Source organism: Mammaliicoccus sp. N-M50 (genome assembly GCF_022386995.1).
GTDB lineage: Bacteria > Bacillota > Bacilli > Staphylococcales > Staphylococcaceae > Mammaliicoccus > Mammaliicoccus sciuri_A.
In genome coordinates this window covers 419,236-433,202 of the sequence record NZ_JAJNJA010000002.1, presented here as the reverse complement: position 1 = coordinate 433,202, position 13,967 = coordinate 419,236, and the positions used below count along the sequence as shown (strand labels likewise).

General features: G+C 33.3%; 17 protein-coding genes. All 17 read right to left on the bottom strand.

Features of this window, described 5'->3' with window-relative positions:
* Position 1: 1 nt before the first annotated feature.
* The 17 genes from bshA to LQ622_RS05435 all read right to left on the bottom strand — a co-directional run bounded on the left by bshA (position 2) and on the right by LQ622_RS05435 (position 13,936).
* Entirely contained in the window at positions 2 to 1,123 is a 1,122-nt protein-coding gene (gene bshA, locus LQ622_RS05510) for an N-acetyl-alpha-D-glucosaminyl L-malate synthase BshA (RefSeq protein ID WP_037588147.1), read from the bottom strand.
* Positions 1,124 to 1,142: 19 nt separating this feature from the next.
* Positions 1,143 to 1,457 (bottom strand): nucleotide pyrophosphohydrolase, encoded by a 315-nt coding sequence (locus LQ622_RS05505; RefSeq protein ID WP_025905482.1) that lies wholly within the window; start codon positions 1,455 to 1,457, stop codon positions 1,143 to 1,145.
* Between the two features lie 181 nt (positions 1,458 to 1,638).
* Positions 1,639 to 2,325 carry a zinc metallopeptidase gene (locus LQ622_RS05500; RefSeq protein ID WP_037588148.1) on the bottom strand — a complete coding sequence of 229 codons (687 nt, stop codon included), beginning with the start codon at positions 2,323 to 2,325 and terminating at the stop codon, positions 1,639 to 1,641.
* A gap of 53 nt (positions 2,326 to 2,378) precedes the next feature.
* Complete coding sequence (locus LQ622_RS05495; RefSeq protein WP_037588149.1) at positions 2,379 to 2,972, bottom strand: DUF1405 domain-containing protein; 594 nt, start codon at positions 2,970 to 2,972, stop codon at positions 2,379 to 2,381.
* A 57-nt stretch (positions 2,973 to 3,029) separates the two neighbouring features.
* Positions 3,030 to 3,818 (bottom strand): menaquinol-cytochrome c reductase cytochrome b/c subunit, encoded by a 789-nt coding sequence (locus LQ622_RS05490; protein WP_037588151.1) that lies wholly within the window; start codon positions 3,816 to 3,818, stop codon positions 3,030 to 3,032.
* Between the two features lie 37 nt (positions 3,819 to 3,855).
* Positions 3,856 to 4,530 (bottom strand): menaquinol-cytochrome c reductase cytochrome b subunit, encoded by a 675-nt coding sequence (gene qcrB / locus LQ622_RS05485; RefSeq protein WP_016912349.1) that lies wholly within the window; start codon positions 4,528 to 4,530, stop codon positions 3,856 to 3,858.
* Between the two features lie 13 nt (positions 4,531 to 4,543).
* Positions 4,544 to 5,047 carry a Rieske (2Fe-2S) protein gene (locus tag LQ622_RS05480; protein ID WP_107577812.1) on the bottom strand — a complete coding sequence of 168 codons (504 nt, stop codon included), beginning with the start codon at positions 5,045 to 5,047 and terminating at the stop codon, positions 4,544 to 4,546.
* 580 nt (positions 5,048 to 5,627) lie between these two features.
* Positions 5,628 to 5,876: an IS3 family transposase gene (locus LQ622_RS15210; protein ID WP_191835586.1), complete on the bottom strand. Its 249-nt coding sequence runs from the start codon at positions 5,874 to 5,876 to the stop codon at positions 5,628 to 5,630.
* Between the two features lie 50 nt (positions 5,877 to 5,926).
* The gene (locus tag LQ622_RS05475; RefSeq protein ID WP_239774740.1) at positions 5,927 to 6,262 is read right to left on the bottom strand and encodes a helix-turn-helix domain-containing protein; all 336 of its coding nucleotides are present in this window, start codon (positions 6,260 to 6,262) and stop codon (positions 5,927 to 5,929) included.
* Positions 6,263 to 6,526: 264 nt separating this feature from the next.
* A complete protein-coding gene (locus LQ622_RS05470; protein WP_204258506.1) occupies positions 6,527 to 6,958 on the bottom strand; it encodes a DUF2487 family protein in 432 nt (143 codons plus the stop codon).
* On the bottom strand, positions 6,958 to 7,494 hold the full coding sequence (locus LQ622_RS05465; RefSeq protein ID WP_204258507.1) for a YpiB family protein: 537 nt from the start codon (positions 7,492 to 7,494) through the stop codon (positions 6,958 to 6,960). The genes LQ622_RS05470 and LQ622_RS05465 overlap by 1 nt, the downstream gene beginning before the upstream one ends.
* A 12-nt stretch (positions 7,495 to 7,506) precedes the next feature.
* Complete coding sequence (locus LQ622_RS05460) at positions 7,507 to 8,745, bottom strand: tetratricopeptide repeat protein (protein WP_037588157.1); 1,239 nt, start codon at positions 8,743 to 8,745, stop codon at positions 7,507 to 7,509.
* A gap of 15 nt (positions 8,746 to 8,760) precedes the next feature.
* Positions 8,761 to 9,834 carry a 3-dehydroquinate synthase gene (gene aroB, locus LQ622_RS05455; RefSeq protein WP_481817264.1) on the bottom strand — a complete coding sequence of 358 codons (1,074 nt, stop codon included), beginning with the start codon at positions 9,832 to 9,834 and terminating at the stop codon, positions 8,761 to 8,763.
* A gap of 8 nt (positions 9,835 to 9,842) precedes the next feature.
* Positions 9,843 to 11,009 carry a chorismate synthase gene (gene aroC / locus LQ622_RS05450; RefSeq protein ID WP_239761941.1) on the bottom strand — a complete coding sequence of 389 codons (1,167 nt, stop codon included), beginning with the start codon at positions 11,007 to 11,009 and terminating at the stop codon, positions 9,843 to 9,845.
* Positions 11,010 to 11,728: 719 nt separating this feature from the next.
* Positions 11,729 to 12,181 (bottom strand): nucleoside-diphosphate kinase, encoded by a 453-nt coding sequence (gene ndk / locus LQ622_RS05445; protein ID WP_037588159.1) that lies wholly within the window; start codon positions 12,179 to 12,181, stop codon positions 11,729 to 11,731.
* A gap of 75 nt (positions 12,182 to 12,256) precedes the next feature.
* Complete coding sequence (locus LQ622_RS05440) at positions 12,257 to 13,219, bottom strand: polyprenyl synthetase family protein (RefSeq protein ID WP_239761942.1); 963 nt, start codon at positions 13,217 to 13,219, stop codon at positions 12,257 to 12,259.
* 12 nt (positions 13,220 to 13,231) lie between these two features.
* Positions 13,232 to 13,936 carry a demethylmenaquinone methyltransferase gene (locus LQ622_RS05435; RefSeq protein WP_191835592.1) on the bottom strand — a complete coding sequence of 235 codons (705 nt, stop codon included), beginning with the start codon at positions 13,934 to 13,936 and terminating at the stop codon, positions 13,232 to 13,234.
* Between the last annotated feature and the right edge of the window lie 31 nt (positions 13,937 to 13,967).

The window sequence follows — 13,967 nt, the reverse complement described above, 5'->3', positions numbered from 1 at the left end:
ATTATTCTCCTAACATATCGTTGTAGCAAGATTCGTACTGATCAGCAATCACTTTAGATGAGAATCTTTCATGTACATCTTGAATCATAGCGTTTTGCATTTTGCGATAAAGTTCTGAATCTGTTAGTAATTTAACCGCATATTCACTCGCTTTAACTGTATCACCGACATCAACCGTATAACCCGTTTCACCGTTTTTGATGACTTCTTTTATGCCACCTGCATTTGTACCAATCGGCACGACACCTGTAAGCATAGCTTCAAGTAATACAAGTCCAAAGCTTTCTTTTTCACTTAGTAACAACGTTAAATCAGACATTTGATAGAAGATATTCACTTCATCTTGTTTACCTAAAAATAGAACTTGGTCTTCTATATTAAGTTGTTTAATTTGTTCTCTGGCCACTTGTAATTCTGGACCATCACCAATGAGTAATAATTTAGATTTAATTTGTTTATTAATTTTGTAGAATGTATCGACGACATCAGGCACGCGCTTGACTTTTCTAAAATTTGATACAAACGTGATGACTTTTTCATCTTCTTCTATGCCATAACGGCTTCTTAAATCTGTATTATAAATTTGTGGGAAACTTTCTTCTTGTACAAAATTGTATATTGTTTTGATTTCTTTATCAGGTTCTATAATGTCATATGTTTCTTGTTTAAGACTATCACTGACACTAGTTACAACGTCACTCTTTTCAATTCCAAACCGAATGGCACTTTGTAATGACGTATCATAACCTAATACTGTAATATCTGTTCCATGCAAAGTCGTCATAATTTTGACATCTTTTCCGGATATTTGACGCGCTAAAATACCACAAATTGCATGTGGTACTGCATAGTGCATATGTAATATATCCAAGTCGTAATCGTTAATGACATCTGCAATTTTAGCACTTAATGTAATATCATATGGTGGATATTGGAATACAGAATATTGATTTACGTCAACTTGATGAAAAGTTACGTTTGGAACAGGCTCTCTCATTCTAAAAGGCATATTAGAAGTAATAAAGTGAATTTCATGACCTCTTTTCGCCATTTCCAAACCAAGCTCAGTTGCAACAATACCTGAGCCCCCCATTGATGGATAACAAGTTATACCGATTTTCATATTAATCCTCCATTATGACTTATTTACGTTCGAATCTATCTTTATCTCTTACATTGAATTTATTCATTGTATCTTGGAAACTTTTATTTAAATCTATGTCTAAAGAATTTGCTAAACAAATTAAGACGAATAAATTATCGCCCAATTCAGCTTCAATAGTATTGTCTTCTTCAGTTGGTTTCTTTTTCTTTTCACCATGACTATGATTAATTTCTCTAGCTAGTTCTCCAACTTCTTCTGTTAATCTCGCTAAATTTGCTAAAGGCGAAAAATAACCTGCTTTAAACTGAGAAATATATTGATCAACTTCATGTTGCATCTCTTTCATGTCCATAAAATTTCCTCCCTACATATCTTTTATATCTCTATATAAAAGAACTCACATAATAAAATTATATATGATAATCATGCATAATGACAACGTAATAAGCTTATATCTACAAACCTCATAAATATTTATAAAATAAAAAATACCAACAAAGTCAAAAGACTTTATTGGTATTAAAATGATTTCATTAATTATTACGTGCCATTAGAATAAATCTTGCTAATTCAGCTACGGCTACAGCTGTTGCTGCAACGTATGTCATAGCAGCTGCAGATAATACTTTTTTAGCATGTCTATATTCTTGTTGGTTAACGATATTTAATTTTTCAATTTGTCGCATTGCCCGTTTACTTGCATCGAATTCAACTGGTAATGTAATGATTGAGAATAATACAGCGAATGACATAAATACGATACCAACCCATAATAATGTTGTACCGAATGTACTACTCATTGCTGTTAATACGATACCAGCTAAAATGATAATGTATGATAACGAACTTCCTAAATTAGCAAGCGGTAAAAGCGCTGATCTAAATTTAAGGAATCCATATCCTTGAGCATGTTGAATAGCATGTCCTACTTCATGTGCTGCAATTGCTGTACCCGCAACACTTGGTTGTTGATAGTTTGCCGGTGATAATACAACACGTTTCTTAGTTGGATCAAAATGATCTGATAAGAATCCTTCACCTTGTAACACTTCTACATCATGAATTCCATTTGCAGCTAAAATTTCTTCTGCAACTTGTTTACCCGTCTTCCCACTTGTTGAACGTACTCTTGAGTATTTATTGTATGTTGATTTTACTCTAAATTGGAAGTACATAGGGACAATCATAATGATAATAAAATATATGATATATGAAAACAAATAACTTCCTCCTTTTTATCCCTGTTATTTATTATATTACGGAGTGACGACTCTTACGTCAAATATTTTGAACGTAATTTGATGTTTTTTTGGAAATATAGTAATAACAGAAAAGCGATAACACTTAGCCAAAAAGCAAAGTATCCTATATGTGACTCATACTGACTTAACATACTATATACGGGATATTGATGATACACATAATCAATAACATCATTGTGAAATACCCAAATCATTGTTACAACAATATGCCACTTTTTAATATTGAATAAAGGATAGAACATCAATGCTTGAATAGCCATAATGCCATGTGAAGTCATCAGCATAATTGCCATTGGAACAAGTTGATCGTAATGAATCATTACAAATATATTCATAACAACCGCCCATACACCATATTTAATTAATGTAATAAATGCTAAACATTCAAACAATCCTAAATGTTTATTGAAATAGATTGCTGCTATGGCAATCACTAAGAATAATGTTGCTGTTGGACTGTCAGGTATAAATGGCCAAAAATACCATTTGCTATCAAGTAATTGACTGCCATACCATATGTATCCATAAATGGTGCCGAGAAGATTTGCGATAAATAGCGTAATGAGAATAGATTTCTGCCCCATTACATATCTCCAAAATTCCATTTTATTACTCCTTTGAAAAGAGCCCAGGGCACGCATATGCCCCAGGCTCAAATTTAATTATTTTTTCAATTCTTTACCGTTTGCATCTGTTTCATGTAAATCTGCAACGTATTTAGCAACTTTGTCAATTTCATCTTTAGAAAGTGTGTCTTTGAAGCTAGGCATTTTACCTGCACCATTTTCTACGAATCCTTTAACGCCCTCTTTAGGTAATTTAGATTCAACTAAGTTTGGACCTTGTCCACCCGTTAACTCACCACCGTGACAACTTGTACAGTTTGACTTGATGATGTCAGTATAAACTGGGTCTGACTTGTCTAAGTTAGAGAAGACGATTTCACCTTGTTTAGCTTGTTGCTTCCAATCATGGTAATAACTTGATTCCCATGTTGTATAGAATAAGATTGCAATTGCGATTAGCATAAATCCAGAAGCAAATGGTCTCTTTGTCCATTTACGTTCAGGGCCTCTATCTAACCAAGGTGCTAATAATAAAGCACCGAATGCGATACCTGGTAAGATAATTGCTCCGAATGTGTTATAAGGACCAGATGCGAATGAATATTTAAGTATTTGATATAAGAATAAGAAATACCAGTCTGGTAATGGTGTATAACCAGTATCAGATGGATCTGCCACACGTTCAAGTGGCGATGGATGAGCGACTGTTAAACATAAGTACGCGATTAAGAATACCGCACCAGTCATCCATTCTTTTAGTAGAAAGTCAGGCCAGAAACTTTCTGTACGACCTGGAAATTCTGAATAATCTCGATTTAATTTCGGTTTGTCGTATGACTTTATTCTTGAATCACCAACAAACTTCATCCCTTTACCGCGATGCATGTCGCATGACCTCCTTTTTCATTTATTCACGTTAATTTTATAGTGGACCTGAAATACCTTGTTTTCTGATCATTATAAAGTGTGCTGCTAATAACGCGAATAGTGCAGCTGGTAGGAAGAATACATGTATCGCAAAGAAACGAGTTAGAGTTTGTGCACCAACTATCTCTGCATCCCCTGCTAGTAATGTCTTAACCCACGGCCCAATGATAGGAACAGATTCTGCAATTTGTAAACCTACTTTTGTTGCGAATAGTGCTTTCATATCCCATGGTAATAAATAACCAGTAAAACTTAATCCAAGCATTACGAAGAATATTAATACACCGACAACCCAGTTTAATTCTCTAGGTTGTTTATAAGATCCTGTAAAGAATACACGAAGTGTATGTAAAAACATCATTACTACTACTAAACTTGCTCCCCAATGGTGCATACCACGTACGATAACACCAGCAGCTACATCGTGTTGTAGATAGTAAACTGATTTCCATGCATTAACGATATCTGGAACATAGTACATCGTTAAAAACATACCTGATAAAACTTGTATTACTGTAATGAAAAACGTTAGACCACCAAAACAATAAACGAAAGCTGAAAAGTGATAAGCAGGGTTAACATGCTCTGGCACCTCATGATCAGCAATATCTCGCCAAATTGGTGTAATATCAAGTCTGTCATCGACCCAATCATAGATTTTATCTATCATTGTTAATCCCTCCTTATTTAGCTAATTCGTTCTCGTGCTTTTTACCGATTTGAATAATGCCACCTTTAACTTTTACTTCGTATTGATCAAGTGGTGCTAATGGCGGCGTACCTGGAATATTCTTACCGTTCTTTTCATAACGACCGTTATGACATGGACAATAGAATTGATTAGGATTTGATTTATCGCCATTCCACTGTACTGTACATCCTAAATGTTTACAGACCGGTGATAATGCTACGATTTCATTTCCATCTTTGTACACCCAAGCAAATTCTGTAACTTCACTTGTGTACCAAGCATCTTCTTGCTCGAATTTAAAGTCCACTTTAATAGGCTCTTTACCAAGTTCTGACTCCTTTACGCCTGTAGCAATCATATCGCCTTGTGCATCAGCTTTGAATACAGGATCAAGCGCAAATCTACCCATAGGTAAAATCATACCAGCAGCCATAAATGACCCAACACCCATCAATGAATAGTTTAAAAATTGGCGTCGTGTGACACGTTGGCTCATTTAGATTCCCCCCTCTATTAATCGTTCTTTTATAACTAGGACAACTTAATTTTAGCCTATTATTTCAAGACGGTCAACGCTTTGTCACAATTTAAATGTTTATTTATTAACCTTTTATCTAGGAATTTTAAAAAAAATGAAAAGGCTTTATTATAAAGGCGAAAATATTGATAAAAAACTGTGAAAATAACCCTATTTTCCACATAGAAAGGACAATTGTATTTTGGAAATAAAAAAACCGCAACAAATCTTAACCCAATAAGATTGGCTGCGGTTGTTATGATGTGAAGTTATCTAGAAGTTGGTTATTATCGCACGAAGACTTTGAGATATCGTGCGCTAAGGTATAAAATCAGGGTGTAACGCACGAAGACTTTGAGATATCGTGCGCTAAGGTACAAAATCAGGGCGTATCGCACGAAGACTCCGAGATATCGTGCGCTAAGGTACAAAATCAAGGTGTATCGCACGAAGACTCCGAGATATCGTGCGCTAAGGTACAAAATCAGGGCGTATCGCACGAAGACTCTGAGATAATATTCATCTACCTACTATTTATTCCATGTTCTAATGATAAACTTCATAAATTGTTTGAGGCAATTAATCCATATTTTTTCATTATTCTATAGACACGTTTATGATTAACCTGGAATTTAGTATGTTCCCTCAAATACTTATGCATTCTTCTAGATCCATATTTCCCATCGTGTTCATGATAAATTTTGAATATCAAATCTTTTAATTCATTATTGAATCTCTCGGATTCTGATTCTTCTCTGTTTTTCCATTTATAATAACTTGCCCTTGATATTTCAAGAATGGTACACATTTGATTCGTCGGATATTTATCTATTAATGATTCAATTGTCTGATATGCTACTATTTGTCGGACTTTCGATTCATCAACTGCCTCTCTATTTCTTCCTGCTTTTTTAATACCTCATTCTCCATTTGAAGAATTTTATTTTTTTGTTCAAGTGCTTTTATTTTTAATTTGAGTTCTTCTTCAATAGTTAATGCTTCAACTGGTTTTCCTTTACCTCTACCATCTACTAAACCAATATCACCATGTTCTTCATACTTTTTCACCCAATTATAGACTTGTGAATAGCTAACTTGGTACTTTTCAGCTGTCTTATTAAAGGCTCTATTATTTTCAATACAATATTTAGCTATTTCTACTCTTTTTTCAAAAGATGTTTTTCTAGTATTCATAGTGTCTACCTCCAGATATGGAAAACAAGATTTATTTTCCTTTCTTACAGTATACTTTATCACTCAATTTTTTAAAGTATCGTGATGTGAAATGATTTATTAAGCCCCTACTTCTGAATAAATTTATTTAAAGTTATTGTAGATACCTTGATTAAGTTCGACAGGTAGTCTAGCTTTATACATAAAAATATCCCTATAGAGTTTTAGTTTTTAAATACTTACTCTATAGGGATAATACACTATAAGATAAAGTGCATCTACCTACTATTTATTCCATGTTCTAATGATAAACTTCATAAATTGTTTGACTTCGTCTTCGATGAGTGTGCGTTTCATATCATCGTCTAAGTCGCCCATTGGAATCGTGTTTACTTTATACAATTCGTGATCGACACTAAGTTCTACTTGATCACTGCTTAAAATAATTATATTGTTCAAGCCATACTCTTTTAAACTTTGTATAAAAGATATGACGTGATCGTATTGATTACCACTTGTAAAAAATGTTGGTGTAAGTAGTAATCTACCTTTAAATTGTTTTTCTGCTAACATGCCAACAAGTTGAACTGTTTCATTTTGGTCGCATGATGTTAATAATTGATGATTCATATCAATATTTGATACAGGAATGATGGCTGTATCGATATATTCTAAGTTGTTTTTTAATTCTTTTAAGTCAACATGATTAAATAACATTATCGATGTTCCTCCAACTCATTAATGAATTGTAATATTTTAGACATTTCTATAAACATGTCTTGATCATTATTATCTAAAGATTTATCTATTTCATTAGTGATGAGTTTACGCCAATGTCCTAGACCGTGTGTATTGTTATTATTTAAAGCACGAATATCTTTGTCATCTCCATAATAATCAACAAGCATTTGTAACAACAGCAACTTATTCAGTCGATCATCATTTTTGTTCAAATATAAAAGTACATTTAAATGTGTATTATCTAGACGTATATCGTGGAAGATTTGTCGACCATCTTCTATACAGAATCGATCTTTACAATAAAGTAAAGGCAGTTGTTTAGATTGCTCGGTACTAATGGACAGTATGCGTTCATCTGAAAATTCATTGACGAATGAAATGTTAGATAAATATTTAGGGCTACTTTTTAATAAATTTAATATCCATACACTTTCAGCAATTTTAAAATCGTATTGATATAGAATATATTCAATAAATCGCTGTTTTTCATAGTTTAACCATGTATGATTCATAATTAACCCTACTTATAATAATCTTTCGTATTCTTGGTCCCAATATGGATTTTCAGGATCAAGTTTGCGAACAGATTCTAATATATTTTTAGCGTTATCGACATGACCGATTTCAATTAAGTAATGGTAATAGTCATTTAAGAAATCAATATTTTGTGTTAAATCTGGATATGCTAATTCATAGAAGTGTTGAGCTTCTTTATCTCTTTCTTCTTCACCGAATGCATATGCAACGTGCCAAGCTACTACAGGGTCTATATCTTCATGATCAACATACGTTAATAAATTAATAAGACCTGTTATATTATCTTTTTCGCGATAATAATCAGCAAGTATAATGGCAGCTTCTGTATATGAAGGGTCAACTGTTAAAGCATCTTGTAACAGAATTGCACCATGCTCATCATTTGTTGTTAACATCAGTCTAGCAGTATCTGTCATAAGTTCTTTATAATATGCGTTTAAGCGAAGCCCTTCTTTACCAATTTCAATTGCTTTTTCATAATCTTTTTCTGATTCATAAATTTGCAATAAGTAATGGTAAGCTTGCATAAAGTCTGGGTCTTTTTGTAATAACTTTTCAAGTTGCTTAATTGCTTCTCTTGTTAAGTCATTTTTTTGGTAACTAATTGCTTGTTTGAAATAATCTTCAGCTGTCATATCCATTTCAGATACATTTTCATAATATTTGATTGCTTCTTCGTATGCACCACTTTGTAAACTTGCGTCTGCCATTCGTGCATAAATCGAAATACCATTAATAATATCTTCACCAGTTTGCGTGATTGTTTCATAGTTAGAAATCGCTTTTAAATATTGACCATCGTAATAGTACATTTCAGCTAAAGCGAATGTAATCACAATATCATCTGGTTCCATTTCTTTTGCTTCAAGTAATTTCTCTATACCTACTTCAAATAAGCCTTGTTGTTGGTATAAATCAGCCTCAAGCATCAATTTCTCTGTAGAATGTGGGCTGTTATACAATACTTCATGCGCTTTATCTAAGTCGTTTTGGTCAATTAGCCCTTCTATATAATAAACAAGCAATTCATTTTCATCAGGATAAAGTAAATAAAGTTCTTCGAATATTTTAACGCCTTGATCGACAATACCGTATTTATACAATGTTTCACCTAACATAAATAATGCGTCGTGGTCGTCAGATTGTAGAACTCTGTTTACTTTCTCATCTAAATGTTCGATATTCTTCATGTGAATATCGTCAATTACTTTATATACATCTTCCATGTTAAAGGACTCCTTCTATTCATTTATTAGAGATTTAAGTTCTTTAAATGCATCTAATACTTCTTCTTTAGAAACGGATTCAATTGTAAATGAAGCTTCACCATTTTGTAAAACCATTTGAATCGTTTGTCCAATATTCTTTTTGTCTTTTTTCATATATTCAAAAATTTGTTCAATATCAGCATGATTTAAGACGTTTAATGGGTAGCCTAATTCTTTTAAATAATTAATGAACAGATGCACACTTGATGTGTTATCGTACATATTTCTATTTTTATTTATCACTTTCTGGAAAAGAATACCGACCATCACAGCTTCACCATGAGCAATTTTTGTTAAGTATTCTAGACCGTGTCCAAAAGTGTGTCCTAAATTTAAATGTTTACGTACGCCACCTTCAAATTCATCTTCAATCACAATTTTTAATTTAGTTTCAATGCCCATTTTTAAATAATCTTCTATATTTTTCAATTGCGCTAATTCTTTTATAGAAGGATAAACATCCATTAAATGAAGCGTATCAGCTTCACTATTTAATATGGCATGTTTAAATATTTCGCCATAACCACTACGTATTTCAATATGTGGCAATGTTTCTAGGAAATTTATATCATATATAACAGCGCGTGGTCTATGAAATGCACCGATTAAATTTTTACCGACCGATGCATTAATGCCCACTTTTCCACCGATTGCTGAATCGTGTGCCAAAAGTGTTGTAGGAACTTGTATAAAATCAATACCACGTAACAAAGTTGCAGCTAGAAAACCAACAAAGTCTCCAGTTGCGCCGCCACCGATAGCGATGAGTTGAGATTGTCTTGTGATATTCATTGATAATAGCTTTTCGCTGAGCGATTCAAAATATGACATTTGCTTACAAGCTTCACCACTCATAACTGTTAAAAATTTAATATCTTGGTCTTTAAGATGCGACTTAATATAGTCTTTATGAAATCTATAAACATCTTGGTCAATTAATACAATATTTTGTTCATCTGCTTTAAGATATTGATTAAGTTCAGCTAGTGCGTTCTGCTTTAATATTATCGGATAGTTGTTGTTAGTATATGTTGTTTCAAAAATCATTTCATCACCTAGAAGTTTAAGTTCCAATTACGATGATTCTTAATAGCTTCTTGTAATTGGTCAATATGATTAGATTGGTATTCTTCAGTTAAAGCTTTTGCAACTTCAAATGCGATAACATTTTCACAAACAACACTTGCAGCAGGAACAGCACAACTATCTGATCTTTCAATTGTCGCCTTAAAGCTATCTTTAGAATCGATATCTACAGAGTTTAATGGTTTATATAATGTTGGTATTGGTTTCATAACACCATTGATGACGATTGGCATGCCATTTGACATACCGCCTTCAAGTCCACCTAAGTGATTTGATAAACGATGGTAGCCGATTTCGCTATCGTAAGCAATCTCGTCTTGTATTTCACTACCTGGCTTTTCAGCAGCTTTAAAGCCTTCACCGAAACTAACACCTTTAAATGCGTTAATACTTACGACTGCTTGTGCTAAACGACCATCAAGTTTACGGTCATAATGAACATAACTTCCAATTCCAGCAGGCATATTTTCAACGACTACTTCTACGATACCACCGATTGAATCACCATCTTTTTTAGCTTCATCAATACGATTTCTCATTTTTTCAGCTACGTCATCATTAATACAACGTACATCATTATGGTCAATATTTTGTTTGACTTCTTCAAGTGTGTATTCATAATCGTCTTTAACGCCACCGATTTCAATAACTCTTGAATAAATTTCAATATCTAAAGATTTTAATAAAATTTTAGAAACTGCACCAACAGCAACTCTTGCAGCTGTTTCACGTGCAGAAGAACGTTCAAGTACATTTCTTAAATCTCTATGATTATATTTCATACCACCAACAAGATCGGCATGGCCAGGTCTCGGTTTAGTGATAACTCTTTTCATATTTTCTAATTCTTCTTCAGTTAATGGGTCAGCGCCCATAATTTTTCTCCAATGTTTAAAATCATCATTCTTAACGATGAGTGTAATAGGGCTACCTAATGTATAACCATGTCTCACACCTGAAACGATTTCTACAGAATCTTTTTCAATTTGCATACGACGACCGCGTCCATATCCACCTTGACGTTTAAACATTTCTTCATTAATCTCGTTTACGTCAATTTTCAAGTTTGCTGGTACACCTTCTATAATGACAGTTAGTTGTGGTCCATGTGATTCACCAGATGTTAAGTAACGCATATTATCTCTCCCTACTGTTAATTAAATATAAAATTAATCATATCATATTTAGCGCGTTAAATTAACAAAAACAGACGAATAGTTTAACAAAGTTTTAGATTTTTTTGATTTTAAATAAGTGTGAATTATATGTTGTTCAGAGCATGTCGGTTGTGAGGTGGAAATACTGGTGTTGTTATAAGTTTGTTGGTAATACTGGGTTCGTTATTAGCAAGTTTGGTGAGAAGTGCAAATACTGGGTGCGTTATTAGCAAGTTTGGTGAGAAGTGCAAATACTGGTGTCGTTATTAGCAAGTTTGGTGAGAAGTGCAAATACTGGGTGCGTTATTAGCAAGTTTGGTGAGAAGTGCAAATACTGATGCCGTTATTAGCAGATTTGGTGAGAAGTGCAAATAAGGAGACCAGTAATTACAATTCTCAGTAGTTTTGTAATTAAGGTGGTCCATAGTAACACTTCGGCCGAGTTTTGTAACTAAGGATATCCATAGTAACACTTCGGCTGAGTTTTGTAATTAAGGAGGTCTATAGTAACACTTCGGCCAAGTTTTGTAACTAACGCCCTCGTTATGAACAAGTTTAGCCAGAAGTGTTCACAACGCCCGCGAATTTCACTCAATGTCCCGAGAATACCCGTAAACACTCACGGCGTCACCCCACTTCCGCCTCTTAACAAAAAAAGTAGTTCAACAATTTCTTGTTGAACTACTCCACTATTGTATTTATTTTTCGTAAACCCAATTTTCATTGTTTAATTTATAATCATTTAGTTCTGATTGATTAAACCAGAGACCAATTTCACGTTCTGCTGATTCGTTTGAATCTGATCCATGAATAATGTTTCTGCCTAAGTCGATACCATAATCCCCTCTTATCGTACCTGGCGCTGCTTTAGTAGGGTTTGTTTCACCAACAAGTGTTCTTGTTACTTCTACTACATTCTTACCTTCTACTACCATTGCAAATACTGGTCCTGATGTAATAAAGCTTACTAAATCGTTGAAGAAAGGTTTCTCAACGTGTTCAGCATAATGTTCTTTAGCTAATTCTTCACTAGCTTGGAATAATTTAGCTGCAACTAATTTTAAGCCTTTTCTTTCTAATCGTGAAACGACTTCACCGATTAAGTTTCTTTGTACTGCATCAGGTTTAATCATTAAAAAAGTTCTTTCCATTGCGTAATCCCTACCTTTGTTTTATGTAAATCCAAGATAAGTTTATCATTGACTACGCATACTTGCAAGCGCTTTCTAATGGTTTCTATCTCTTATTTTCACAATTATTTCCAATAGCATTTTTTTCCCTGATTCATTATTTAATGTATCAATTAAATTTTCTGCTTTTTGTAAATAATGGTTACTCACTTCTTTAGATTTTTGTAATTCTGGTGATTTGATAATTTCTTGAACTAATCCGTCAAAGACCTCTGAAGGACTATCTGGTTGTAGTTCATTAATGCTTGCTTTAAAATCTTTAGAATTTTTCATTCTTAATAAGACTGGTAAAGTTAAATGTCCATTTCTTAAATCAGATCCAACTGGTTTACCGAGTTTCTTTTCAGTACTTGTAAAATCTAAGATGTCATCTACTATTTGATAACTCATACCAATGTAATATCCAATTTTAGTTAACTTCTTCACAGTTTCATCATCTGCACGTGAAGCGTACGCACCTAATTCTGTAGATAATGAAATAAGCAATGCGGTCTTACGTTTAATTCTGCGTAGATAATTTGTTATCGATTGATTTGAAACGAATTGATCTTCAAATTGGAATAGTTCACCACGACATACTTCGATTATTCCATTTGCTAATTGTTCATGAAGCTTAGGATGTTCTATTTGGCTTACTGCATTTAAAGATTGTGATAATAAATAGTTACCCGTAATAACTGCAGTTTGCACATCCCACTTCTTTGCTATAGTTGGCTTACCTCTTCTTTTGTCACTTTTATCAATGACATCATCATGAACTAAACTGGCCATATGTATAAGTTCTAATGTAGTTGCTACAGTGATTACATCTCTTGAATAATGCTCGCCAAATTGACTTGCAATTAAAGTGAATAATGGTCGTATACGTTTACCACCAGAAGTTAATAAATATTGGCAAGCTTCGTTGATAGTGTTTTGATCACTATTTATATAACTATTCAATTGTTTTTCTATTTCTTTTACTTCTTTATTTATATGAATTTTAGTTTTGTCATACATGTAATCACCTTGTTATTTAGGTTTGTAAGCTAAATGCATTGCTGAAACGCCGCCAGTGAAGCTTTTCACTTTAATTCTTTCGTAACCAACATCAGCAAACATTTCTGCTAATTCTTTTTTGCCAGGGAAGTTTCCGGCAGATTCTTGTAACCAGTTGTATTCTTTTAAAGATTTCGCAAAAATTTTACCGAATAGTGGCATGATATTTTTGAAATAGAATCTATATAATTGTTTGAATACTGGCATTGTCGGTTGACTTGTTTCTAAACATACAACCATACCGCCTGGTTTAACGACTCTTTTAAGTTCGCTTAAGACATGTTTATAATCGGGTACGTTTCGTAAGCCGAATCCGATTGTTACATAATCAAATTCATTATCTTCGAATGGTAAGTTCATAGCATCCCCATGAATTAAATGAATATTGGCCATGTTATCTGTCTTTTTCTTACCGACTTCTAGCATATTCTCACTAAAGTCGATACCAACTACTTCACCATATGGTCCCACAGCGTGACTTAATTGAATTGTCCAATCTGCAGTTCCACAGCAAACATCTAAAGCTTTAGAACCTGGTTTAACATTCATTTGTTTCATTGTATATTTACGCCATCTTTTATGTTGCTCGAAGCTAATGATATTATTTAATGTATCATATTTACCTGATATATTTTGGAAAACTTCATGTACGTGTTCTGATTTCGATTTATTATCCACTAGTTATTCATTCCTTTAAGTTTAAAAATGT